Below are 23,649 nucleotides of genomic sequence, written 5' to 3'. Positions count from 1 at the left end.
GCCCGGAGGGCCTCTCGCGCTGGCCTCTGGCCAGCGCTGACGGCGGCAGGCGGATGCCTCTGGCATCCGCTGAGAGCCGGTGAGGGGGTTGCGCGTGGCGGAGCGTCCGGCAAAAGCGCACCCCCCTCACCCTAACCCTCTCCCCGGAGGGGAGAGGGGATTTCAGGCACGTCCTCCATTAAGGCGTTGCCCGGCCCGCCCTTCGCTCACCAGGGCAGCGAGTCGTGGGCCGCCAGCGCCGCCGCGGTGACCAGATCGTTGACCGAGGCGCCCATGGTGACGATCTGCGCCGGCTTGTCCAAGCCGATCAGCAGCGGGCCGATCATCTGGCCGCCGGCCATCTTATGGAGCATCTTTGCCGTGATGTTGGCCGAATGCAGGCCGGGCATGATCAGCACATTGGCCGGGCCGGACAGCCGGCAGAAGGGGTAGACCCGCTTCATCAGCTGATAGTCCAATGCCACGTCCGCCGACATCTCCCCGTCATACTCGAAATCGACACGGCGGCTGTCGAGGATGGCGATGGCCTCGCGCAGCGGGTCGGTGTTCGGGTGGGGATGCTGGCCGAAGTCGGAGAAGGACAGCAGCGCCACCCGCGGCTCGTGCCCCATCTGGCGCGCCTTGGCCGCGGCGCCGATGGCGATGTCGGCCAGCGTCTGGCCGTTCGGGCGGACATGCACCGTGGTGTCGGCGATCAGCACCGTGCGGTTGCGCGTCAGGAAGACGTGCAGGCCGAAGACCGGCTCGTTCGCCTTGGCGTCGATGACCCGGCGGATCTCCTCGAAGGCCACGCCGAAGGTGCGGGTCAGGCCGGTGACCATGGCGTGGGCGTCGCCCTGCGCCACCATCAGAGCGGCGAAGACATTGCGGTCCTGGTTCACCATGCGCTGGCAGTCGCGCAGCAGGGCCCCCTTGCGCTGCATCCGGCGGTACAGATAGTCGCTGTAGCGGCGGTTGGCGTCGGAGACGCGGGCGTTGTGGATCTCCAGCGAGACAGCGGACTGGCCCATCGCCGCCAGCTGCTCCTTGATGACCTCCTCGCGCCCGATCAGCACGGGCGTGCCGAAGCCGGCGGCGCGGTAGGCGAGCGCGGCGCGGATCGTCCGCTCCTCCTCGCCCTCGGCGAAGACGACGCGGCGCGGGTTGGCCTTCACCTTCTCCAGGATGAGCTGGAGGCTGTCCGCCGTGGGGTTGAGCCGGGTGCGCAGCGCGTTCCGGTAGCCCGCCAGATCGACGATGGGCTTGCGCGCCACGCCGGTCTCCATGGCGGCCTGAGCCACCGCGGCGGGGACCGTCACGATCAGCCGCGGGTCGAAGGGCACCGGGATGATGTATTCCGGCCCGTAGCGCAGGCGGCGCCCGGCGTAGGCGGCGTCCACCTCGTCCGGCACGTCCTCGCGGGCCAGGGCGGCCAGCGCCTTGGCGGCGGCGACCTTCATCGCCTCGTTGATGGTGGTCGCCCGCACGTCGAGCGCGCCACGGAACAGGTAGGGGAAGCCCAGGACGTTGTTGACCTGGTTCGGGTAGTCGGAGCGGCCGGTCGCCACGATGGCGTCGGAGCGGACGGCCTTCACCTCCTCCGGGGTGATTTCCGGGTCGGGGTTGGCCAGCGCGAAGATGATCGGCTTGGCCGCCATCGACTTGACCATCTCCGGCGTCATCGCGCCCTTGGCCGACAGGCCGACGAAGACGTCGGAGCCGGCGACCGCCTCCTGGAGCGTGCGCTTGTCCGTCTCCACCGCGAAGGACGACTTCCACTGGTTCATGCCGTCGGTGCGGCCGCGGTAGACGACGCCCTTGGTGTCGCACAGGATGATGTTCTCGCGCGGCACGCCCATGGTCGTGAACAGCTCGGCGCAGGCGATGCCCGCCGCCCCGGCGCCGTTGACCACCATCGTCACGTCCTTGAGGTTCCGTCCGGTGATGTCGCAGGCGTTGATCAGGCCGGCGGCGGCGATGATGGCGGTGCCGTGCTGGTCGTCGTGGAAGACGGGGATGTCCAGCAGTTCGCGCAGGCGCTCCTCGATGATGAAGCAGTCCGGCGCCTTGATGTCCTCCAGGTTGATGCCGCCGAAACTCGGCCCGAGGAAGCGGACGCAGTTGACGAACTCGTCGACGTTCTTGGTGTCGACCTCCAGATCGATGCCGTCCACGTCGGCGAAGCGCTTGAAGAGCACCGCCTTGCCTTCCATCACCGGCTTGGAGGCGAGCGCGCCGAGGTCGCCCAGGCCCAGCACCGCCGTGCCGTTGGAGATGACGGCGACGATGTTGCCCTTGGCCGTGTAGTCGTAGACCGTGCTGGGGTCCTCGGCGATGCGCAGGCAGGGAACGGCCACGCCCGGCGAATAGGCCAGCGACAGGTCGCGCTGGGTCGTCAGCGGCTTGGTGGGCGCGATCTCCAGCTTGCCCGGACGCCCGGAGGAGTGCAGCAGAAGGGCTTCTTCGTCGGTGACGCGCTTTGTATCGGGTTCGGTCATCGGGGTTCGGTTCCTGAGCGTAGGCTGTTGCAGCCGTTCTTCTTTGGGCCGGCCGTCGTTGTTGTTTTTCGGTTCCGGCCGGTCGGGCGGCGGATGTTAGCCCGCGCGGGCGCGTCCCGCCAGAGCGGGATCGCACGAAAGATGCGAATTTTTCCTGGAATACGACATATCAGATCACGAACGATGATCGAAGCGATCATTCCGTGCCCGAAAGGAAGCTCAGCAGCCCTCGGCCATGTCGTAGATGGCGTCCATGTCGCTGATCAGGACCTTGTTGCCTTCCTGCAGCGAGATCACGCCGGCGGTCTTCAGCTGGGTGAAGGTGCGGCTGACCGTCTCGGTGGTCAGGCCCAGGTAATCGGCGATGTCGGCCCGGCTCATCGGCACGTAGACGGGGTTTTCCTTGTGCCCGCGCCGGGCGGCGCGCTGGGACAGCATCAGCAGGAAGGAGCAGATCTTCTCCTTCGCCGTCTTGCGGCCGAGCAGGAGCATCTGGTCCTGCGCCGCCGCCAGCTCGTTCGAGGCCATGGAGAAGAGACGGCGCTGCATCTTCGGGAACTCGTCCATCAGCGCGTCGATCTTCTTGCGCGGGAAGCGGCAGAGCGTCGCCGCCGTGACCGTCTCCGCCGTGTAGGCGTAGCTCTCGTTGACGGCCAGCCCCAGGAAGTCGCCGGTGACGAGGAAGCCGGTGATCTGGCGGCGCCCGTCCGGCAACAGCTTGTAAAGCTTCACGGTGCCGGCGGTGACGTTGTAGAGCGCGTCCGCCGCGTCGCCTTCGCTGAACAGGGTTTGGCCGGCTTCGACGCGGGATGTCTGCAGGATGTCGGCGAGACGGCGCAGTTCCTCGGGGTCCAGAGCGGCGCAGACGGTCAGACTGCGCACGGGACAGGCCCCACAGGGATTCATTTCACTCGCCGCGCCCTTTTCGCGGGCGCGCCCCATGTCAAAGGGTGGCATGGCATGACCCAACCCTTAGCCGTACAACGCCCCCCATAATCGTCATATTCGGTCTGTTTCGCAACGGTGCTCACAGGGGCCGTGGCCGAATTGCCATACGAATGCCTTATGAGCGGCCCGCCGGAGCGGCCGATCAGCGCCCTTTGGGCGGGGCCGACGGCTCGGCGTTCGGGCGCGGCGGCTCGTCGTCGAACAGGATGCGGTGGGCGGCCCCGTCCAGATCGTCAAACTGCCCGGACTTGAGAGCCCACAGGAACGCCCCCAGGCCCATCAGCCCCAGGCTCAGCGCGATCGCGATCAGATAGAGAAGCTCGGTCATCGGTCAGGTCCTTGGTCACCGCGCCGCGGCTGAGCCGCAGGGCGTTGGCGATAACGATCAGGGAGGAGGAGGACATGGCCAGCGCCGCCAGCAGCGGCGTCAGCATGCCCGCCATGGCGATGGGCACCGCGAACAGGTTGTAGACCAGCGCGATGCCGAAATTCTGGCGCACCAGCCGTCCGGAGCGGCGGGACACCTCGAACGCCTCCAGGATGGGGCGCAGGCGGCGGCCCTGGAACACCACGTCGGCGGCGGTCTGGCTGACGTCCACCGCGGTGGACGGCGACATCGACACGCTGGCCGCGGCCAGAGCCGGGGCGTCGTTCAGCCCGTCGCCGACCATCAGCACCTTGCGGCCCTCGGCGGCGAGCGCGTCCAGAACGGCGGTCTTGTCGGCGGGCGTCTGGCCGGCCCGCCAGTCCTCGATGCCCAGCTGCGCAGCCACCGCGGCCACGGCGCCGCGGCGGTCGCCGGACAGCAGCCGGACGTCCAGGCCCCGCGCCTTCAGCCCGCGCACCACCGCCGCGGCGTCGGCGCGCGGCGCGTCGAGGAAGGTGATGCGGACCGGCGCGGCGCCGGGGCGGGCCAGCCACAGCTCCGGTCCCGCGGCGTCCTCCGCCGCGTCCGGCGCGCCGGTGAAGGCACGGCTGCCCAGCCGGATCTCCCCCCCAAAGCCATTCAGGGCTGGGCCATCCAGGGCGAGGCCGGCGCCGGGAATCTCGCGCACGCCGGCGGCGACGGGAACATTGGGCAGCGCGCGGGTCAGGGCGCGGGCCAGCGGGTGGCGGCTGGCCCCGGCGAGCGCCGCGGCGAGGCGCAGGTCGTCCTCGGCCACGCCGTCGAGCTGCGGAACGGGCCGCCCCTCGGTCAGCGTGCCGGTCTTGTCGAAGACCACCGTGTCGATGACGGCCAGCCGCTCCAGCGCCGTGGCGGTCTTCAGCAGGATGCCCTGCCTCATCAGCCGCCCGCTGGCGATCACCTGCACCACCGGCACGGCGAGCGCCAGCGCGCAGGGGCAGGTGATGATCAGCACGGCAACGGCGTTCATCAGCGAATCCTGCCAGGGCAGCCCGCCGAGCAGCAGCCAGCCCAGGAAGGTGCCCAGCGCCGCCACATGGACGACCGGGGCGTAATGGCGCGACACCCGGTCGGCGATGGCGACGTATTTGGCGCGGCCCTGCTCCGCCACCTCCATCAGCCGGACGATCTCGGCCAGCAGCGTGCCCTCGCCCACCGCGGTGACGGTCACGCGCAGCGGGGCGGTGAGGTTCAGCATGCCGGCGAACACGCGGTCGCCGGGGCGCACGCTGCCCGGCACCGTCTCGCCGGTGATCAGGGCGGTGTCGAGGTCGGACACGCCGTCGGCCACCGTGCCGTCGACCGCGACCCGCTCGCCCACCGCCACCAGGATGGTGGAGCCGGGGCTGACCTGATCCGGCGGGACGATGGCGCTGCGCCCGTCCTCGTTGAGCACGGTCACCGAGGTGGCGTGCAGGCCGAGAAGCTGTTCCGCCGCCGAGCGCGCCCGGCCGCGCGCCCGCTGGTCGAGGTAGCGGCCGATCAGCAGGAAGAACAGCAGCATCATCGCGCCGTCGAAATAGGCGTGCTGGCCGCTGTTGATGGTCTCGAACAGGCTCATGCTGGTGGCGAGCAGGACGCCGATGGTGATCGGCACGTCCATGTTCGTGCGCCCGCGGCGCAGCGCCTGGAAGGCGGAGCGCGCGAAGGGCCGCAGGGCGTAGGCGATGGCCGGCATGCAGACCAGCGCCGACAGCCAGTGCATCAGGTCGCGGGTGGCGGAGCCCATGCCCGTCGCGTGCCCGGCCCAGACCGACACCGACAGCAGCATGACGTTGCTGGCGCCGAATCCGGCGACGGCCAGCGCGCGCAGAAGCTCCTTCTCCGTCTTCGCCTGGGCGTCGCCCAGCCGCTCCGGGTCGAAGGGCACGGCGCGGTAGCCGATGCGGGCGACGGTGTCGACGACCGTGTTGGCGTCGGTCTCGGCCGCGCGCCACGTCACCGAGAGGCGGCGCGTCGTCATGTTCAGCCGCGCGTGCGTCACCCCCGGCTGGCGGGCCAGCGCCGTCTCGATCAGCCAGACGCAGGCCGCGCATTGCAGCCCGTCGATCATCAGGTGCAGCGAGGCGGTGCCGTCGGCTCCCGGCCTGGCGTGGGGGGCGTAGTCGAGCGGCGGCGCCTCGCCGTCGGGGCGCAGGGGCCGGGCGGCGGGATCGACGCAACGCCGCTCGTAGTAGCGTTCCAGCCCGAGCCCGCGGACGAGGTCGTAGGCCGCCGCGCAGCCGGTGCAGCAGAAGGGGCCGGCGCCGTCGGAGGCGGTGGTGCCGGTGCCCTCGGGATGCTCCTGCCCGCAGTGGAGGCAGACGGTCATGTCACGAAACCCGTGTGCTGGTGTGCCGTGCGCCCGTTCGATGGGCGCTTACTTGGGGGACGCTTACTTGGGGGACGCTTACTTGACGAAGAGGCGCTGTTCGTCCTGGTAGTCGCCCGTGGCGTGGTGGATTTCCACGCGCAGGTCCCACTGGCCGGGCAGCGGCAGCGTCACCGGGGCGGCGAAGCGGCCCTCGCCCAGATAGGGCAGGTCGAGGCGCACGTCGTGGCCCTCGCTGGTCGGGCGGATGAAGGCGACCTTCACCTCGGCGTCCTTCAGCAGGTTGCCGTACTTGTCGTGCAGCGTCAGCGCCAGGATGCCCTTCTGCGCCTCGGTGCTGGTGAAGTCGGTGGCGACCTTCCAGCCGCGCTCGGCCTGGGCGCGGGCGCCGGCCAGATCCTCGTTGTATTTCAGGCCCTTCATGAAATGCTGCTCGGTCTGGACGCCGGTCCAGCTCGACAGGGCGAAGTGCAGCATCACGCCGTTGACCGCGATCACGACGGCGAATCCGGCCACGAAGATCCAGGGGATGTACCAGCCGGGCTGGCGGCCGTTCCGGCGGGGCGGGGTGCGGCGGGTTCCGGCGTCGGTGGACAGCGTCATCGTCGTCTTGACCTTTGGTGAATGCAGCGCGAAGAGCCGGTCGGGATCAGTTGGCCGGCCCCATGAAGACGGAGTCATAGGTCGCCACCTCACCATCGGCCGAGGTAAGCCTGAAGGTAAGGGGCTGGGAGGCGCCTTGCAAACCGGTGCGCGGCGCGGTCACGAAAATTCTGTAGGTCGCCACCATGTCCGGATCGGCGGTCAGGCGCTGGGTGCCGGCCTGCTCGTCCTGACCGTCGCCGGCCACCGACAGGCTGGCCCCCGCCACGCCGGACACCGCCAGCGTGTAGGCGCGCGGGTCGCGGGTCATGTTGGAGATCTTGAAGGTGTAGGCGTTGCGCACAGACCCGTCGGACAGCGCCACGAACAGCGGGGCGCGGTCGCGCAGGACGCTGATGTCCAGCCCCGGCTTCAGCAGCAGCCCGACCCCGATGCCGCCGGCGATGACCAGCATCATCAGCGTGTAGAGGATCGTGCGCGGGCGCAGCAGGCGGAAGGGCACCGGTTGCCCGCCGGTGGCGATGGCCACTTGGCTGGTCTGGGTGTCGAATTTGATGAGGCCGGCCGGCCGCCCGACCTTGGTCATGATCTCGTCGCAGGCGTCGATGCACAGGCCGCAGCCGATGCACTGCATCTGCAGACCGTCGCGGATGTCGATGCCGGCGGGGCAGACCTGGACGCAGTTGAAGCAGTCGATGCAGTCGCCCAGACCTTCGGCCCTGCGCTCCTCCCAACTCTGCGACTTGCGCATCAGGCTGCGGCCTTCGCCGCGCCAGTCCTGGTAGGTGACGATCAGGCTGTCCTCGTCGATCATCGCCGACTGGAAGCGCGGCCACGGGCACATGTAGGTGCAGACCTGCTCCCGCGCGAAACCGGCCAGCAGATAGGTGGTGGCGGTGAACAGGCCGATGAAGCCGAGGGCGGTCGAGGACACCTCGAAGCACAGCATCTCGCCGAGCAGCGTCGGGGCGTCGGTGAAGTAGAATATCCAGGCGCCGCCGGTCGCCAGGGCGATCAGCAGCCAGATCAGGTTCTTCAACACCTTGCGCCCGGCCTTGCGGGCGGTCCAGGGACCCTGGTCGAGGCGGATGCGCTCGCCGCGGTCGCCCTCGACCAGCCGTTCGACCCAGACATACAGGTCGGTCCACACCGTCTGCGGGCAGGCGTAGCCGCACCAGACGCGGCCGGCCAGCGAGGTCGCCAGGAAGAGGCCCAGCGCCGCCAGGATCAGCGCGCCGGTCAGGTAGTAGATCTGCTGCGGCCACAGCTCCACGAAGAACAGGTAGAAGCGGCGGTTGGCGAGGTCGAGCAGAACCGCCTGGTCGGGCGCGTTCGGCCCGCGGTCCCAGCGGACCCAGGGCAGCACGTAGTAGATCGCCAGGAGAACCGCCAGCGCCGCCCATTTGATGCGGCGGAAGGGTCCGTGCACCGCCTTGGGATAGACCTTGGCGTGCTTCTGGTACATGGAGCGCGACGCGCGACGCTGCGCCTTCGGCGGGGCGGCGACGGGCGCGTCCCCGGCGGCCGGGCGTTCCAACCGATCGCTGTCCAACCGATCGCTATCCAATCGGTCGCTTCGAGGCGGTTGCTGTTCGGTGGTCGTGCTCATGACCTCGCCCTCTTCTTCTGGCGACCGCCGCGCGGGCGGCTTGGCCATGCCGACATGGTTCGGCCGTGGCGAGGGGGACTATGGCGGCAGAACGTCACAGGGGCATTGCGCTGGATCAAAGGATTCGGGGGCTTCCGCCCTCCCCCGCGCGCCCGTCAAGACCCGGACGACAAGCCGCCCGGACAAAGAAAATGCCGGGGAGTCGCCTCCCCGGCACCGAAGTCCGGCGGACCCGCCAGGGGGGCGTCCCCCACCCCGGCCGATTCCTCCTGGCTGGACGGCTTACTTGCCGCCGCCCAGGTTGTGGACGTAGACGGCCAGCGACTTGATCGTCGCGTCGTCCAGACGCTTCGACCAGGCGGGCATCACGCCGGCGCGGCCGTTCGTGATGGTCTCCACCAGCGTGGCCTTGTCGCCGCCATAGAGCCAGTTGGCCGTGACGAGCGGCGGAGCGCCGACGTCCATGCCGACCGCGACCGAGCCCTGCGCGCTGTCGCCGTGGCAGGCGGCGCAGTTCTCTTCATAGACGGTCTTGCCCTTCTCGGCAGCCGCCGCGTCGGTCGACCGCTTGTTCAGCGACAGGACGTACTCGGCGACCTGACCGATCTGCTCGCGGTTCAGGATGCCGTCCCGGCCGAAGGCGGTCATGCCGATGCCGACCGTCCCGCGGGTGTCGCCGTCATCCGCACGGATGCCGTGCTGGATGGTCTTGTAGATGTCGGCGGAAGTGCCGCCCCACAGCCACACGTCGTCGGCGAGCGTCGGGAAGCCCTTGGCGCCCTGACCGCCGGCGCCGTGGCAGGCCGCGCAGTTCTCGTTGAAGTAGGAGCGGCCGCCGGCCATCGCGAAGGCAAGGAGGTCCTTGTTCTTCTGGATGTCCTCGACCGAGGTCGCCGCGATGGCCGTCAGGTACTTTTCCTGAGCCTTCTTGCCGTCGGCGACCTTCTGCACCAGCTCCTCGCGCTGCGAGTAGCCGAGCAGGCCCTTCGTGTAGCTCTTGCCCAGCGGCCAGGCCGGGTAGAGCACGTAGTAGACGAGGGACCACGCGATGCAGACGTAGAAGATGTACAGCCACCACTTGGGCAGGGGGTTGTTCAGCTCCCGCAGGCCGTCCCACTCGTGGCCGGTGGTCTCGACGCCGGAAAGGGCGTCCTTTTCTTTCTGTGCCATGGCCTAAAACTCCTGACCATCTTCCTTGAGCGGGATCCGGGAGGCGTCTTCGAACTTGCCCCGGTTGCCTGGCCACATGGCGTAGACCACGATGCCGGTGAAGAGCAGGGCCAGCCAGACGGTCCAGAAGGACCGCAGGGCGACAGTGATCGAATCCAAGTCCATGGATCCCTCCCGGTTACTGCTGGAGCTGCTTGGGCGACTGGTACTTGGTGAAGTCCACCATGGTGCCCAGGACCTGCAGGTAGGCCACCAGCGCGTCCATTTCGGTGACGCCCTTGTTGCCCGTGAAGTTGGCCACGACGGCCTTCGGGTAGCGCTTCATCAGACCGGCCGTGTCGGCGTCCGGGTTCTTCTGCGCTTCGAGGTCGGCCTTGGCGCTGGCGATCTGCTCGTCCGAGTAGGGGACGCCGACGATGCGCAGGGTCTTCATGTGATCCTGGATGTCGGTGTACTTCAGCGGACGGTCCTTCATCCAGGCGTAGCCCGGCATGATCGACTCCGGCACCACGGCGCGCGGATCGACCAGATGGGCCACCTGCCAGTCGTTGGAGTACTTGCCACCCACGCGGGCCAGGTCCGGACCGGTGCGCTTGGAGCCCCACTGGAAGGGATGGTCGTACATGCTTTCCGCGGCCAGCGAGTAGTGACCGTAACGCTCCACCTCATCGCGGAACGGACGGATCTGCTGGCTGTGGCAGTTGTAGCAGCCTTCGCGGAAGTAGATGTTCTGGCCAGCCAGTTCGAGCGGCGAGTAGGGACGGACCCCATCCACCTTCTCGATCGTCGACTCGATCGTGAACAGCGGGACGATCTGGACGAGGCCGCCGATCGACACAGTGATCAGGATCAGAACGATGAGCAGAAGCGTGTTCCGCTCGATCGTGTCGTGACTAAAGCCCTTTTTTTGCTCAGCCATTTTCTCAGTTCCTCCGGCGTCAGGCCGCACCGACCGCCGCCTTGTGCGGGGCGGAGGCATAGGGCTTCTCGATGCGGACGTCACCCTTGGCCGTGCGCCACAGGTTGTAGACCATGATCAGGGCACCAGCCAGGAACAGGACGCCGCCCAGAGCACGGATCACGTAGAAGGGATGCATGGCCGCGACCGTCTCGACGAACGAGTACTGGAGGAAGCCGAGGTTGTCGTAGGCGCGCCACATCAGGCCCTGCATGATGCCCGACACCCACATGGCGGTGATGTAGAGCACGATGCCGATGGTGGCGGTCCAGAAGTGATAGCTGACCAGACGCAGGCTGTAGAGCTGCGAGCGCTTCCACAGGACCGGGACCAGATAGTAGATCGCGCCGAAGGAGATGAAGGCCACCCAGCCGAGCGCACCGGAGTGCACGTGGCCGATCGTCCAGTCGGTGTAGTGCGACAGGGCGTTGACCGGCTTCACCGACATCAGCGGGCCCTCGAAGGTCGACATGCCGTAGAAGGCCACCGACGTCACGAGGAAGCGCAGGACCGGGTCGGTGCGCAGCTTGTCCCAGGCACCCGACAGGGTCATGATGCCGTTGATCATGCCGCCCCAGGACGGCATCCACAGCATGACCGAGAAGGTCATGCCCAGCGTCTGCGCCCAGTCCGGCAGGGCCGTGTAGTGCAGGTGGTGCGGGCCGGCCCAGATGTAGAGGAAGATCAGCGTCCAGAAGTGCACGATCGACAGGCGGTATGAATAGACCGGCCGCTCCGCGCGCTTCGGAACGAAGTAGTACATGATGCCGAGGAAGCCGGCGGTCAGGAAGAAGCCGACCGCGTTGTGGCCGTACCACCACTGCACCATGGCGCTCTGCACGCCCGAGACGAACGGGTAGGACTTCATCCCGGTCAGCGACACCGGGACGTTGACGTTGTTGCCGATGTGGAGGATCGCGACGGTCAGGATGAACGCCATGAAGAACCAGTTGGCGACGTAGATGTGCGACTCCTTGCGGGTCATCACCGTGCCGACGAACTGGATGGCGTAGAGGACCCAGATGACCGTCAGGTAGAGGTCGAGGATCCACTCCGGCTCCGCATACTCCTTGCCCTGGGTGTAGCCGAGCACGTAGCTGAGCGCCGCCAGGACGATGAAGATGTTGTAGTTCCAGAAGACGAACTTCGTGAGGCCCTCGCCGCCGAACAGGAACTGGCGGCTGGTGCGCTGCACGGAGTAGAGCGAGGTGGCGAACAGGACGTTGCCGCCGAACGCGAAGATCACGGCCGACGTGTGGACCGGCCGCAGGCGCCCGAAGCTCGTCCACTCAAGGCCGAGATTCAGCGCCGGAAAAGCGAGCTGCAGCGCGATGAAGACGCCGGCCAGGAAGCCGACGACGCCCCAGAACACTGCAGCGATGACGAAGAGTCGGACGGCGTCTTCGTAGTAACGCACATTTTCCGACACCCGCTGGCTGCCCAGGGCGGCCCCTGGCGTCAGAGTCGCTGATGTCATTCAATCTCTCCCGTTTGCCCCGGGCGGCTCGGGCCGCTTCCCCTGAGGTTGCACCACCGCTGGGTACGTACTGTTAAGGAGGGGGGCAGGTTCACATACGATGCACTTCTTATGCGGACGCCGGTTGCGCCTGCCTCCAATAATCCCAATATGTGTAGGGGTGGACCTTGCAACATTGATCTACGTCAACGACCGGTCTTACCGGTGCCTGCCATCGTTCACCGTCCTTCACGCGGTCGGACGGGCATGGACGAAAGCTTCATCGCGAAACCTCTCGGTCAGCGTCAGATCGACCAGGCCTATCCGCTGGTGCGGGCCATCTTCCCGGACCTGCCGGTGGAGCAATGGCGCGCATTTGCCGCAGCACTTATCGGGCCGGTTGATACCCCCGCGACGCCGACGGGCATCATGACCGTGCAGAATGCACGGGGGTACCTCCATGGACTTTTCTCATACGCTATTGCGGAGCATCTTCGCCACGGCCGAATTCTGGCCGTGGAGAATTTCGTCGTGCTCGACCTGTTCGACATGACGGGCCCGGCGGAGACTTTGCTGCACTCCATGGATCGTCTGGCGCGCAGCCACGGATGCACGGCGATCCACACCTCCCTGCCGGAATTGCTGGCCGGGGAGACCGGGTCGCGCGGGTCCCTGCTGACCTGCTTTCACCAGGACGGGCACCGCACGGAAACCTTGCGGCTGTGCAAGGCGATGGACGGCGCCAACGACAACCGCGCGCATCGGTCGCAGGCGGAAAGCCCGCTCGGCATCCCGTAAGTCCCGCCGGAACGGGCCGACGCCCCGCCCCATCCCGCGACTCCACCCTCCGTTTCCCGCGACTCCGGCGATGTGACCGTTTGCTCGGCGGGCGCGAGCGGCTAGGATGCGCCATCATGACCGACACCCCCACCACCCCCGTCAAGTACCGGGCGATCCATCTGCAGGCCGGCCGCCAGCGGCGCGTCCTGCACGGCCACCCCTGGGTCTATTCCAACGAAGTCCAGATGGACACGGCGGCCAAGGCCATCCCGCCGGGCAGCCCGGTGCGCCTGCTGGACCCCGGCGGGAAACCGCTGGGCATCGCCACCTTCAACCCGCACACCCTGATCGCCGCGCGGATGCTCTCCGGCGATCCGGCGACGGTGGTCGACCACGCCTTCCTCGCCGGGCGGCTGAGGAGCGCGGTGGCGATGCGCGAGGCGCTGTTCGACCGGCCCTACTACCGCGTCGTGCACGCGGAGGCCGACGGGCTGCCGGGACTGATCGTGGACCGCTATGGCGACGTGGTGACGGTGCAGGCCAACAGCGTCTTCATGGACCAGCGGATCGACGCCATCCTCGCCGCCATCGACGAGGTGCTGGCCCCGCGCGCGGTCATCCTGCGCAACGACAGCACCCAGCGCGCGCTGGAGGGGCTGCCCGAGGAAAGCCGGCTGGTGAAGGGCGAGATCGACGGCCCGATCCGGCTGGAGGAGAACGGCGCCACCTTCTTCGCCGACCCGCTGGGCGGGCAGAAGACCGGCTGGTTCTACGACCAGCGCGACAACCGCGCCTTCATCGCCAAGCTGGCGAAGGGCAAGCGGGCCATCGACTTCTTCAGCTACAACGGCGGCTTCGGCGTGCTCTGCGCCGTCGAGGGCGCGTCGTCGGTGGTGTCGGTCGACCGCTCGCAGGGGGCTCTGGACAACGCCACCCGCGCCGCCGAGGCCAACGGGGTGGCCGACCGCTTCGAGGCACGCCGCGCCGACGCCTTCAACGAGCTGGAGCGGCTGAACGCCGAGGGCGAGACGTTCGAGATCGTCATCGCCGACCCGCCGGCCTTCGTGAAGTCCAAGAAGGACCTCGCCGTCGGCTGCCGCGCCTACCGCAAGATGACCCGGCTGGCGGCGAAGATCACCGCGCCGGGCGGCTTCCTGCTCTGCGCGTCGTGCAGCCACAACGTCGACCCGCCGACCTTCGCCGAGCAGGTCGCCCGTGGGCTGCACGACGCCGGGCGGACCGGGCGCATCCTGCGCAGCGCCGGGGCCGGGCCGGACCACCCGGTGCACCCGCATCTGCCGGAGTCGGCCTATCTTAAGGCCATCGTGATGCAGTTGGACTGAGGGTGACTCACCACGAAGGCACGAGGATGGTGATGATCGTCGTGCCCTCGTGGTTCCCCTTTCCCCTCGCGGCCGCTACGGGCGGCTGAACACCCCGACGACCTCGACGTGGGCGGACCACAGGAACTGGTCCACGGGATAAACGCGGCTCAACACGTACCCGCCGTCCACCAGTGTCCGGGCGTCGCGGGCAAAGGTCGCGGGGTTGCAGGACACCGCCACCACCCGCGGCACCTTCGACCCGGACAGGACCTGCGCCTGGGCCGCAGCGCCGGCGCGCGGCGGGTCGAAGACCACCGCGTCGAACCGCGCCAGTTCCTTCGCCGTCAGCGGATTCTCGAACAGGTCGCGCCGCTCCGTGGTCAGACGCAGCGCCCCGGCCGCCTTGTTCAACGCGGCCAGCGCCGCGGCGTCCCCCTCCACCGCATGGACCGCTGCCCGCTGGGCCAGCGGGACCGCGAAGGTGCCCAGCCCGGCGAACAGATCGGCCACCCGCTTCGGCTCCCCGATGTTGGCGAGGACGGCGGCGACCAGGGCGGCCTCCCCCTCGGCGCTCGCCTGGAGGAAGGCGCCGGGTGGCGGAGTCACCGGCAGTCCGGCGAAGGACGCCGCCAGCGGGCGGCGGTGGGCGATGGGTTCCGGCGTGCCACGGCCATCCGGCTGCCGTTCATCGGCCTGCCAGGAGATGCGGGCAACTCCGAATTCCTCTCCAAAGCTCACCAGCCGTTCCCGCGCCGCGCGGTCCAGGCTGCGCGGGCCGACCAGCACGAGGTCGATCCCGCCCTCCAGGTCGGTGGCGATCACGTCGCAGCCGCCGCCGTCCGGCAGAACCGACAGCAGCAGCCCGCGCAATGGCTCCACCAAGGCGAACAGGCCGGGCCGCAACACCGGACACTCCGCCAAGTCGGTCAGCCGGTGGCTCATCCGCTCGTTGAAGCCGAGCCAGACGCGGCGCCCCCGCTTCAGCGCGGCGAAACGGGCGCGGCGGCGCGCGGCCGGCGGCGTCCGCGACAGCGGCTCAAGGGGGGTGTCGCCCAGCCCGACGCGGGCCAGCGCGCCCTGCACCAGCCCGACTTTCCAGGCGGCGTAGGCGGCGTCCTCCATATGCTGGAGCGTGCAGCCGCCGCAGGTTCCGAAATGGGAACAGGGCGGCGCGGCGCGTCCCGGGCCGGGCTCCAGGATCTCCAGCAGGTCGGCGCGCAGGCCGTCTCCCTTGGCGTTGGCGGCCTCCTTCACAGCCACCCGCACGCGGTCGCCGGGAACGGTCAGCGGCACGAAGAGCTTGGCATCGTCGAAGCTGGCGATGCCGTCGCCACGGGCGCCGACCTCGGTGACGGTCACCTCGGCGGTGCGGGTAGCGGTGCGGGGTTCGCTGCCGCGGGGGGACGGGCGGTGTTTGGGGGCGGGTCGTTTCACGCGGTCACTCTCAGGACGGCCATCATGCCGGTCTCCTGATGCTCCAGAACATGGCAGTGGAGCATCCAGTCGCCGGCCTCTTCGGCCACGAAGGCGATCTCGGCCGTCTCACGGGGGCCGAGCAGGACGGTGTCGCGCCATTCGCGGTGCTCGGCCGGCCGGCCGTTGCGCGAGAGGACGCGGAAGGGAAAGCCGTGCAGGTGCATGGGGTGCCACCAGCCGGTCTCGTTGACGAAGGCCGTCACCTGCGTTTGACCGCGTTTGACGGTGATGAGCGGGTCCAGGTGGTGGCCCATGGATTGATGGTTCATGGCGGCCACGCCGTTCAGCGCCCAGAAGGGGCCGCGCGGCCCGGCGTTCTTCGGCATGGCGCCGTGCATCCCACCGTCCAGCACCACGTCCTGGCGGACGGCGCCGGCGAGATCGGGCTCCGGCAGCGGGTTGGCGGCCAGCGCGATCGGGGCGTCCAGCGGCGAGTCGCGCAAGGGCGCCTCGGCGCTGTAGGTCAGCCGGGTCAACCGGTAGGCCATGCGCGGGTAGAAGCCGTCGACCACGTCGAACCCCTCGCCCGGCCTGCCGGCCATGTCGATCACGAGGTCGGCGCGCTGGCCGGGTCCCAGCACCACCTTGCCGTCCGCCGGGGCGTGCGGCGTCACCGGCTGACCGTCGAGCGCGATCACGCGCGGCGCGTGCCCCTGGAAGTCGAGCGCGAAGACGCGGGCGTTCGCCGCGTTGATCAGACGCAGGCGGACACGCTCCCCGGCGCGGACCGGCACGCGGTCCCGGACGGCGCCGTTGATGGTGACGGTGTTGCCGATGCGCCCGGCGTGGGTGGCGTCCATGGGATGGCCGAAACCGCCGGCCAGCTCCGCCTCCCTGGTCAGGCGCCAGTCGCCGAGCAGCCAGAGCAGGTCGCGGTCCACGCGGATCGGCTCGCGCTCCTCCACGATGAAGGCGCCGGTCAGGCCGTGGGCCACCTGCACCCCGCTGTTGACGTGCGGGTGGTACCAGAAGGTGCCGGCGTCCTTCAGCGGGAACTCGTAGTCGAACCGCCCGCCCGCCGGCACCGGCGGCTGCGACGGGCCGGGCACCCCGTCCATGGCGTTGGGGACGCGCAGGCCGTGCCAGTGGATGGTCGTCGCCTCCGGCAGGCCGTTGGCGAAGGCGATGCGCGCCGTGTCGCCCTGGCGGAAGCGCAGCTCCGGCCCCGGAATCCGCCCGTCATAGGCCCAGACCGCCGTGTCGGGAAAGCCCGTCCCCGCCAGATTGGCGCGGGCCGGACCGGCGGACAGGCTGACCGCCGTCCCCTCCCCCACCGCCGCACGGGCCACGCGCGGCAGCAGAGCGGCCCCGGCCAGCAGGGCGGAGCCGGTCAGCAGATCGCGGCGGGTCAGCGGGAGAAAGGGCGGCACGGCGTCCTCACACGTAGCGGGCCAGGGCGTCGCGCAGGTCGGCCGGCACCGGGGTCGGGCGGTGGCTGTCCTTGTCGACGATGACGCAGACGGCCTCCTGCACGGCGATGCAGCGGTCGCCGTCGAAGATCGCCGCTCCCAGGATGACGGAGGTGTTGCCGACCTTGGCCACCCGCGCGCCGACGCGGATGTCCGCCGGGAACCGCAGCTCCGCCTTGTAGTCGATGACGCTGCGCGCCAGCACCACGGTCCAGGGGGACTCGCCGCGGAAACCGCCGCACTCATGGACCAGCGACACGCGGCTCTGCTCGAAATACACGCCGATGGCGTTGTTGTTGACGTGGCCGAGCGCGTCGAGGTCGGCGAAGCGCACATGCTCGGCGATCCAGAAACGGTAGAGGTCGGGGCGGGTCGGATCGGTCATGGTCGCCTGTCGGATGGTGGTTCGGGCCGAATGTGGCCGGTGCGGCGGGCCGGGGCAAGCCCGGGCATGACGGTCATTCCCCGCACCGTCCCGATTTGCCGCGCCAACCCGGGCGGGCCGGTGTTATAGGAGTCGCACCATAACACCCGCAACGGACCGCAAGATGAGCAAGGACAGCACCAACCAGACGGCCGAGGCCCTCTTCGAGAAGGCCCTGTCGGTCGCCGAGAAGCATCTCGACGCGGCGATCAAGGAAGGCGGGGTCCTCGGCCCCTACATCGCCGTCGCCATGATCGAGGCCGCCGTGAACACCGCCGTGGACGAGACCAGCCACGAGGACGTCATCGACATGCTGCGCGATCTGGCCGCCCAGATCGAAGCCGACGCGGACGAGAGCGAAGAATAAAGCGAACTTCGTTCGCTTTAGTTTTTAACGCCTCATTCGCCGGCGGGCTTCGGCCGCATGCGCGGCCGGGACCGCCGTCGCGGTCCGAAGCGGATGAACATCCGCTTCAACTGCCGCCGTCACGCGGGGTCCGGCTGCCGGCGCGCTTCGCGCCGGCGCAGGATTTCGTAGACGACGGCGCCCAGGATGGTCAGCGCGATCAGGATCAGCGACAGCGCGTTGACCGCGGGCGTCAGGCCCGTGCGCACCTTCGAGGCGATGTAGACCGTCAGCGTGGTGTCCAGCCCGCGGACGAACAGCGTCGTGTTGTAGTTCTCGAAGCTCTGCAGGAAGGCCAGGAAGGACGCCGACAGGATGGCCGGCGTCAGATAGGGCAGCGTGATCCGCCGGAACACCTGCCCGTGGGTGGCGCCCAGATCCAGCGCCGCCTCCTCCAGCGTCTGGTCGAACCGTTGCAGCCGCGCCAGGAACAGCAGCATCGCGTAGGCCGCGATGAAGCTGGACTGCGCCAGGATGGTCAGGAACAGGCCGCCGGTCACCCCGAACCACTCCCGCCAGAAGACCAGCGTGGAGATGCCGACGATCACCCCCGGCGTCAGCAGCGGCGACACCATCACGGCGTAGAGGAAGGTCCGCGCCCGGCTGTGCAGCCGGTCGAGCAGCAGCGCCGCCGCCAGCCCCAGCGGCACCGCCACGGCGATCACCCCCGCCCCGACCAGCAGGCTGGTGCCCAGCGCCTGCCACATGCGCTGGTCGGCCCACAGGGCGCCGAACCATTGCAGCGTGAAGCCCATCCAGGGGGTGACGGTCGGGAAGCGGCTGCTGTTGAAGGTCGCCGCCGCCATGATCCCCAGCGGCAGGAACAGATAGCCGAAGAACAGGACCAGATAGGCCCCGGTGACCCAGCGGCGGAAGGTTGCGGCGGTCATGGCGCGATACCCGTCACTTGGCGATGTCGGTGAGGCCGACGCGGAACAGCCGCATCATCAGCAGGATGAAGGCGACGCACAGGATCAGCAGGATGAAGGCGTAGGCCGCCCCTGGTTCCAGTTCCCGCCCTCGAAGAACCAGTTGTAGATGACCTCGGTGAACCAGCGGCTCTGCGGTCCGCCCAGCAGGGCCGGCACGGCGTAGCTGCCCGCCGCCAGCATGAAGGTCATGATGCAGCCGACCGCGATGCCCGGCTTGGCGTGGGGGATGACGATGCGGCGGTGGATGCGCAGCCACCCCGCCCCCAGGTCGCGCGCCGCCTCGATCTGGTTGCGGTCCAGCGACTCCATGGCGTTCATGATCGGGAACACCATGAAGAGGATGTAGACGTAGACCATCCCGATGATCACCCCGGCGTCGCCGCCGAGCAGCCGCTGCGGCTCCGAGAAAAGGCCGAGCCCGACGAGCAGCGCGTTCAGCGGCCCGTTGAAGGCCAGGATGATGTACCAGGCGAAGGTGCGCAGCAGCTCGTTGATCCAGAAGGGCACGACGAGCATCAACACGAGCAGCGGCAGGCGCCGCCGCGACGCCACCTGCGCCATGTAGAAAGCGACGGGGTAGCAGACCGCCAGCGTCACCGCGGTGACGAGGCTGCTCGCCCAGATCGTCTTGAGGAAAATCGCCAGATGGATCTGGTTGGTCCACAGCGTCGCGTAGTTGCGCAGCGTGTAGACGTCCTCCGGCCCGCCGGCCTTGCTGGGCGGCAGCGACGGGCGGAAGGAGAAATCCACCATCAGCAATTGCGGCAGCACGACCAGCAGCAGCAGCCACACGGCCACCGCCAGCAGGATCGCCGCGGTCAGAACCGGACCGTACCGGCGCAGCACGCCGCCCATGACCATTCCCCCACCCGCCGAAATTCTAGGATCGAAAGCCTCTCATGACCCAGGTCCGGAGCGCAAGCGAGGCCATGCCCCGTCCAATAACCACAACTTTATTGCCTTTTTTCGAGACTTGGACTGTGCCCATAGTGGGGGCATGCGTGCATGGCGGACATCCGGGGTGATGAGGGAAACCACAGCGTGGGTCGCCGCGCTGGTGCTGGTCTTCCACGCCCTGGTCATGGCCACCCACGTCCCGGCGCCGCTGGCCAGGGTGCTGGCGGAGTCGGCCCAGTTCGCCATGGCCGGCTCGATCTGCCATTCCGGCGCCGCGCCCGACGCCTCCGCCGCGCCGCACTCCGACCACGGCCCCGTCCCCGACGGCACACCGGGCCACGTCACCTATTGCCCGATCTGCCTGTCGCTGGGCAGCGGGTCCCTGCTGGGTCCGGCCGTGGCGCCGGCCCCGCTGCCGCCGGCCGGGATCGTGCTGGCCGCCCTTCCGCTGCCCGCGGACGACGAGGCCGGAGCCGGCCGCGCCCCGCGCGCCTTCTCCGCCCGGGCGCCTCCGGTGGGTGTCTGACCGAGTTCCCTCGCAGACACACGCATTCACAGGCGCGGGCCTGCGGCTGAACGGCCTTTTTTCGAACGCGACCGCTTCTCTTTCCGTCTCCCCGTCGTCGCTGACGGTTGCCCCCTCCCTAACCCTCCCCCGCTTCGCAGGGGAGGGGACTGCCGCCGCTTCGCAATAGGCACCCTCCCCTGCGAAGCGGGGGAGGGCTGGGGTGGGGGCCGCTGCGGAAACGGAGACGCCGTCGGTCGGAACCAGGCCCTGCGGCCAAAGCCGGCGCCTGCGCGCACACCGGAGAGTTCCCATGATCCGCAACACCCGCGGCGCCCTGCTGGCCGCCGCCGTCCTGACCTGCCTGCCGCTGTCCGCCGCCCTCGCCCACACCACGCTGGAGACCAAGCAGGCCCCCGCCGCCAGCACCTACAAGGGCGTGCTGCGCGTCGGCCATGGCTGCGGCGCCTCCCCCACCGTCGCCCTGCGCGTGCAGATCCCGGAGGGGGTCATCGCAGTGAAGCCGATGCCCAAGCCCGGCTGGACCCTGACGACCAAGGAGGGCGAATACGCCAAGGCCTATGATTACTACGGCGAGTCGCTGAGCAAGGGCGTCACCGAGATCGCCTGGACCGGCGGTTCGCTGCCCGACGCCCATTACGACGAGTTCGTCTTCCGCGCCCGCCTGCCCGACGCCGCCCCCGGCACCGTGGTCTATTTCCCCGTGGTGCAGGAATGCGAGACGGGCGTGCACCGCTGGATCGAGATCCCGGAGCCCGGCAAGACCGACCACGATTACAAGGAGCCGGCCCCCGGCGTCACCCTGACCGCCAAGCCGTAAGGGGAGGAAAAACGCATGCGCCGGCTGGTCGTGGGGTGGATCGCCGCCCTGATGCTGCTGTCCCTGTCCGCGCCGGCCCTGGCGCATGCCGTGCTGGTCGAGAGCACCCCGGAGGACGGGGCGCGGCTCGACAGTCCGCCCGCCGAGGCCATGCTGCGCTTCAACGAGCCGGTGCGGCCAGTGTCGGTGACGCTGATCGGTCCCGGCGGGGTGACGCTTCCCCTGCCCTCCCCGCCTGCCGCCGGGGACGGGGCGCTGCGCGTCGCGCTGCCCGGTGGGCTGGCGGTGGGGACCCATGTCCTCAGCTACCGCGTCAGCTCGGCGGACGGTCACCCGGTCGCCGGCTCTCTCCTGTTCGGGATCGGTGCGGAACCGGAACGACCGGCGGAGCTGGGCGGCGCGACACCACCCGCCACGCTGCTGGCCGCCGCCGCGGTTCGGGCGCTCCATTATGGAAGCCTGCTCGCCGCGGTCGGCGGCGGACTGTTCCTGGTGCTGGTGGCGGGGCGGTGGAGTCCGCTGAACCGCCGCCTGCGCCCCGGCCTGTGCCTGGGTGTCGGCGTCGCCGCCCTGGTGGCGCTGCTGAACGCTGGGCTGGCCGGCGCGGTTCTGGAAGGGGCGCCGCTGTCCGCCCTGGCCAGCGCCTCGCCCTGGGTCGCCGGCCTGACCAGCACGGCGGGGCCGAGCGCTCTTCTGGCCCTGCTCAGCCTGATCGCCACCGCGCTGGGGCTGGCGCTGGAAGACCGCGGGACGACGGGCCGCGTGTTGCTGATCGTCGGGGCGGTCGGGGCGGCGCTGGCGCTGGCCGCCACCGGCCACGCCGCGACCGCGGAGCCGCGCTGGCTCAGCGTGCCGCTGGTCGCCTTGCACGGTCTGGCGGTGGCCTTCTGGATCGGCAGCTTCTGGCCGCTGGCCGTGCTGCTGCGGACGGAGCCGCCGGCGGAGTCGCTGCGGCTGGTCCGCCGCTTCTCGGGCTGGGCAGTTCTGGCGGTGGCCGTCCTGCTGCTCGCCGGGGCGGGGCTGAGCGCGCTGCAACTCGCCGACCCGCGCGCCATCCTGACCACCGCCTACGGCCAGATCTGGACCGGCAAGATCGTCTGCGCGCTGGCCCTGCTGGCGCTGGCCGCCGTCAACCGCTGGCGGCTGACGCTGCGGCTGGAGACCATGGGCGGGATGGCCGCGGCCCGGCTGCGCGCCAGCGTCCACACCGAGATGGTGGTGGCGGCGCTGGTCGTGCTGTTCACCGCCGGGCTGGGCACCACCCCGCCGCCGCGCACCCAGACCCTGCCGGTCTTCGCCGAGAAGCCGGCCGGTTTCAGCACCGCGGTCGTGGCGCGCGGGCGCACCGCCATCGTGACGGTGACCCCGGCGACGCCGGGAGCGAACCGCGTCGAGATGCGCCTGACGGGACCGGACGGCGCGCCGCTCGACGCTCTGGAGGTGTCGGCGGAGCTGGCCCTGCCCACCGCCGGGATCGAGGGCATCACCCGCCCCCTGCCGAAGGTGGCGCCCGGCGTCTACGCGGCGGACGGGGTGGCCCTGCCGGTGGCCGGGTCCTGGGCGGTGCGGCTGGACGCCCTGGTCAGCGACTTCGAGAAGGTGCCCTTCCGCGCGGTTGTCCCCGTGGGTCGCTGAACGGCGTTACGCCGGCGTGTCCGGCAGCACCACGGCGTCCTCGGCCCGGAAAGCGATGCGGGCGGGTTCGCCGGGGGTCAGCGGCGGCTCGTCGCCGAGATGCGGGACCTGGACGGTGATGCCGCCCTCCAGGAAGGCGTTGATGAAGGCCCCCTCGAAATCCCGGTGGGTGACCCGTGCCTCCAGCGCGTTCTCCGCCCCCGCACCCGCCGCCATGCGCTCCGGCCGGACGAACAGGGTGGCGCGGTCGCCGGGCGACAGGCGGCGCGGGTTGCGCCCGATCAGACGGCCGCGGGGCGTGTCCAGAGCGGCCATCCCGCCCGCCGACTCGGCGACGGTGCCGGCAAAGCGGTTGTTCTCCCCCACGAAGGAGGCGACGAAGGCGGTTTCCGGATGGTCGTAGATGGCCCGGCCGTCGCCCACCTGCTCCAGCACGCCCCTGGACATCACGCCGATCCGGTCGGACATGGTCAGCGCCTCGCCCTGGTCATGGGTGATGTAGATGAAGGTCACGCCGGTCCGCTTCTGCAGGTCGCGCAGCTCGGCGCGCATGTGCTGGCGCAGCTTCAGGTCCAGCGCCGACAGCGGCTCGTCGAGCAGCAGGACGGCGGGCTCCACGGCCAGAGCGCGGGCGATGGCGATGCGCTGGCGCTGGCCGCCCGACAGCTCCGTCACCTTCTTCTCCGCGGCGTCGGGCAGGGCCACGAGGTCGAGCAGCTTGCGCACCCGCCCCTGGCGCTCCGCCGAGGGCACGCCGCGCACCTCCAGCCCGAAGCCGATGTTCTCCGCCACCGTCATCAGCGGGAACAAGGCGAGATTCTGGAAGATCAGCGCGGTCGGGCGCTTGTTCGGGCCGATGCCGCGCATGTCCCGGCCGCCGATGCGGATGGCACCCTCCGTCGGCTCCATGAAGCCGGAGACCATGCGCAGGATGGTGGTCTTGCCGCAGCCTGAGGGGCCGAGGAAGCTGAAGAATTCCCCCGCCCCGACCGTCAGCGACACGTCGCGGACGGCGGTGACGGAACCGAACCGCATGGTGACGGACTCGAGCTGGACGTCCTGACTCATAGGCACCTGATTT

The 23,649-nt window shown here is 69.6% G+C and carries 22 protein-coding genes; 6 read left to right on the top strand and 16 right to left on the bottom strand.

All coding sequences use genetic code 11. The features are described from left to right. Positions 1-206: 206 nt before the first annotated feature. The 10 genes from Sp245p_RS01755 to ccoN form a co-directional block, all read right to left on the bottom strand. Positions 207-2,477: an NADP-dependent malic enzyme gene (locus tag Sp245p_RS01755; RefSeq protein ID WP_014238784.1), complete on the bottom strand. Its 2,271-nt coding sequence runs from the start codon at positions 2,475-2,477 to the stop codon at positions 207-209. A 219-nt stretch (positions 2,478-2,696) separates the two neighbouring features. After that, positions 2,697-3,359 carry a Crp/Fnr family transcriptional regulator gene (locus Sp245p_RS01750; RefSeq protein WP_014238786.1) on the bottom strand — a complete coding sequence of 221 codons (663 nt, stop codon included), beginning with the start codon at positions 3,357-3,359 and terminating at the stop codon, positions 2,697-2,699. A gap of 208 nt (positions 3,360-3,567) precedes the next feature. Further along, positions 3,568-3,705, bottom strand: coding sequence for a cbb3-type cytochrome oxidase assembly protein CcoS (gene ccoS, locus Sp245p_RS35560; protein WP_244439416.1), 138 nt, complete (start codon positions 3,703-3,705; stop codon positions 3,568-3,570). Further along, complete coding sequence (locus tag Sp245p_RS01740; protein ID WP_014238788.1) at positions 3,659-6,142, bottom strand: heavy metal translocating P-type ATPase; 2,484 nt, start codon at positions 6,140-6,142, stop codon at positions 3,659-3,661. Before Sp245p_RS01740 ends, ccoS begins: the two co-directional genes overlap by 47 nt. 78 nt (positions 6,143-6,220) lie before the next feature. Then, positions 6,221-6,745 (bottom strand): FixH family protein, encoded by a 525-nt coding sequence (locus Sp245p_RS01735; protein WP_014238789.1) that lies wholly within the window; start codon positions 6,743-6,745, stop codon positions 6,221-6,223. Positions 6,746-6,791: 46 nt separating this feature from the next. Beyond that, entirely contained in the window at positions 6,792-8,354 is a 1,563-nt protein-coding gene (gene ccoG / locus Sp245p_RS01730; protein ID WP_014238790.1) for a cytochrome c oxidase accessory protein CcoG, read from the bottom strand. 282 nt (positions 8,355-8,636) lie between these two features. Then, complete coding sequence (gene ccoP / locus Sp245p_RS01725; protein WP_014238791.1) at positions 8,637-9,524, bottom strand: cytochrome-c oxidase, cbb3-type subunit III; 888 nt, start codon at positions 9,522-9,524, stop codon at positions 8,637-8,639. Positions 9,525-9,527: 3 nt separating this feature from the next. Then, entirely contained in the window at positions 9,528-9,689 is a 162-nt protein-coding gene (locus Sp245p_RS01720) for a cbb3-type cytochrome c oxidase subunit 3 (RefSeq protein ID WP_014238792.1), read from the bottom strand. 13 nt (positions 9,690-9,702) lie between these two features. Further along, entirely contained in the window at positions 9,703-10,443 is a 741-nt protein-coding gene (ccoO, locus tag Sp245p_RS01715; RefSeq protein ID WP_014238793.1) for a cytochrome-c oxidase, cbb3-type subunit II, read from the bottom strand. A 19-nt stretch (positions 10,444-10,462) separates the two neighbouring features. Then, positions 10,463-11,959 carry a cytochrome-c oxidase, cbb3-type subunit I gene (ccoN, locus tag Sp245p_RS01710; protein WP_014238794.1) on the bottom strand — a complete coding sequence of 499 codons (1,497 nt, stop codon included), beginning with the start codon at positions 11,957-11,959 and terminating at the stop codon, positions 10,463-10,465. 246 nt (positions 11,960-12,205) lie between these two features. Here ccoN and Sp245p_RS01705 point away from each other — a divergent pair, with 246 nt between their 5' ends. Both Sp245p_RS01705 and Sp245p_RS01700 read left to right on the top strand, forming a co-directional pair. Then, the gene (locus Sp245p_RS01705) at positions 12,206-12,736 is read left to right on the top strand and encodes a hypothetical protein (RefSeq protein ID WP_014238796.1); all 531 of its coding nucleotides are present in this window, start codon (positions 12,206-12,208) and stop codon (positions 12,734-12,736) included. 116 nt (positions 12,737-12,852) lie between these two features. After that, entirely contained in the window at positions 12,853-14,061 is a 1,209-nt protein-coding gene (locus tag Sp245p_RS01700) for a class I SAM-dependent rRNA methyltransferase (protein WP_014238797.1), read from the top strand. A gap of 75 nt (positions 14,062-14,136) precedes the next feature. On the opposite strand, the gene Sp245p_RS01695 is transcribed toward Sp245p_RS01700, so the two are convergent. From Sp245p_RS01695 to Sp245p_RS01685, 3 genes are read right to left on the bottom strand one after another with little or no spacing between them, the layout of a single operon-like run. Next, a complete protein-coding gene (locus tag Sp245p_RS01695) occupies positions 14,137-15,477 on the bottom strand; it encodes a class I SAM-dependent RNA methyltransferase (RefSeq protein ID WP_014238798.1) in 1,341 nt (446 codons plus the stop codon). Continuing rightward, positions 15,474-16,889: a multicopper oxidase family protein gene (locus Sp245p_RS01690; protein WP_109138329.1), complete on the bottom strand. Its 1,416-nt coding sequence runs from the start codon at positions 16,887-16,889 to the stop codon at positions 15,474-15,476. The genes Sp245p_RS01695 and Sp245p_RS01690 overlap by 4 nt, the downstream gene beginning before the upstream one ends. Before the next feature lie 7 nt (positions 16,890-16,896). After that, positions 16,897-17,313: an acyl-CoA thioesterase gene (locus tag Sp245p_RS01685; RefSeq protein ID WP_014238801.1), complete on the bottom strand. Its 417-nt coding sequence runs from the start codon at positions 17,311-17,313 to the stop codon at positions 16,897-16,899. A gap of 163 nt (positions 17,314-17,476) precedes the next feature. On the opposite strand from Sp245p_RS01685, the gene Sp245p_RS01680 reads away from it, so the two are divergent. Next, the gene (locus Sp245p_RS01680) at positions 17,477-17,719 is read left to right on the top strand and encodes a hypothetical protein (protein WP_014238802.1); all 243 of its coding nucleotides are present in this window, start codon (positions 17,477-17,479) and stop codon (positions 17,717-17,719) included. Positions 17,720-17,838: 119 nt separating this feature from the next. On the opposite strand, the gene Sp245p_RS01675 is transcribed toward Sp245p_RS01680, so the two are convergent. Both Sp245p_RS01675 and Sp245p_RS01670 read right to left on the bottom strand, forming a co-directional pair. Then, a complete protein-coding gene (locus tag Sp245p_RS01675; protein ID WP_014238804.1) occupies positions 17,839-18,648 on the bottom strand; it encodes an ABC transporter permease in 810 nt (269 codons plus the stop codon). Positions 18,649-18,732: 84 nt separating this feature from the next. Continuing rightward, positions 18,733-19,545 carry an ABC transporter permease gene (locus Sp245p_RS01670; RefSeq protein ID WP_246119766.1) on the bottom strand — a complete coding sequence of 271 codons (813 nt, stop codon included), beginning with the start codon at positions 19,543-19,545 and terminating at the stop codon, positions 18,733-18,735. A gap of 169 nt (positions 19,546-19,714) precedes the next feature. Between Sp245p_RS01670 and Sp245p_RS01665 the strand changes: the two genes are divergently transcribed. The 3 genes from Sp245p_RS01665 (at position 19,715) to Sp245p_RS01655 (ending at position 22,568) form a co-directional block, all read left to right on the top strand. Next, positions 19,715-20,113: a DUF2946 family protein gene (locus tag Sp245p_RS01665; RefSeq protein WP_165359961.1), complete on the top strand. Its 399-nt coding sequence runs from the start codon at positions 19,715-19,717 to the stop codon at positions 20,111-20,113. A 292-nt stretch (positions 20,114-20,405) separates the two neighbouring features. Next, entirely contained in the window at positions 20,406-20,933 is a 528-nt protein-coding gene (locus Sp245p_RS01660; protein ID WP_014238808.1) for a YcnI family copper-binding membrane protein, read from the top strand. 15 nt (positions 20,934-20,948) lie between these two features. After that, positions 20,949-22,568 (top strand): copper resistance CopC/CopD family protein, encoded by a 1,620-nt coding sequence (locus tag Sp245p_RS01655; RefSeq protein ID WP_014238809.1) that lies wholly within the window; start codon positions 20,949-20,951, stop codon positions 22,566-22,568. Between the two features lie 6 nt (positions 22,569-22,574). Here the strand turns inward: Sp245p_RS01655 and Sp245p_RS01650 are convergent, their stop codons facing one another. Further along, the gene (locus Sp245p_RS01650) at positions 22,575-23,636 is read right to left on the bottom strand and encodes an ABC transporter ATP-binding protein (RefSeq protein ID WP_014238810.1); all 1,062 of its coding nucleotides are present in this window, start codon (positions 23,634-23,636) and stop codon (positions 22,575-22,577) included. Positions 23,637-23,649 lie beyond the last annotated feature (13 nt).

The sequence above is a fragment of the Azospirillum baldaniorum genome, from assembly GCF_003119195.2.
GTDB classification, from domain to species: Bacteria; Pseudomonadota; Alphaproteobacteria; order Azospirillales; family Azospirillaceae; genus Azospirillum; species Azospirillum baldaniorum.
This window is presented reverse-complemented; position numbering and strand designations above follow the sequence as displayed.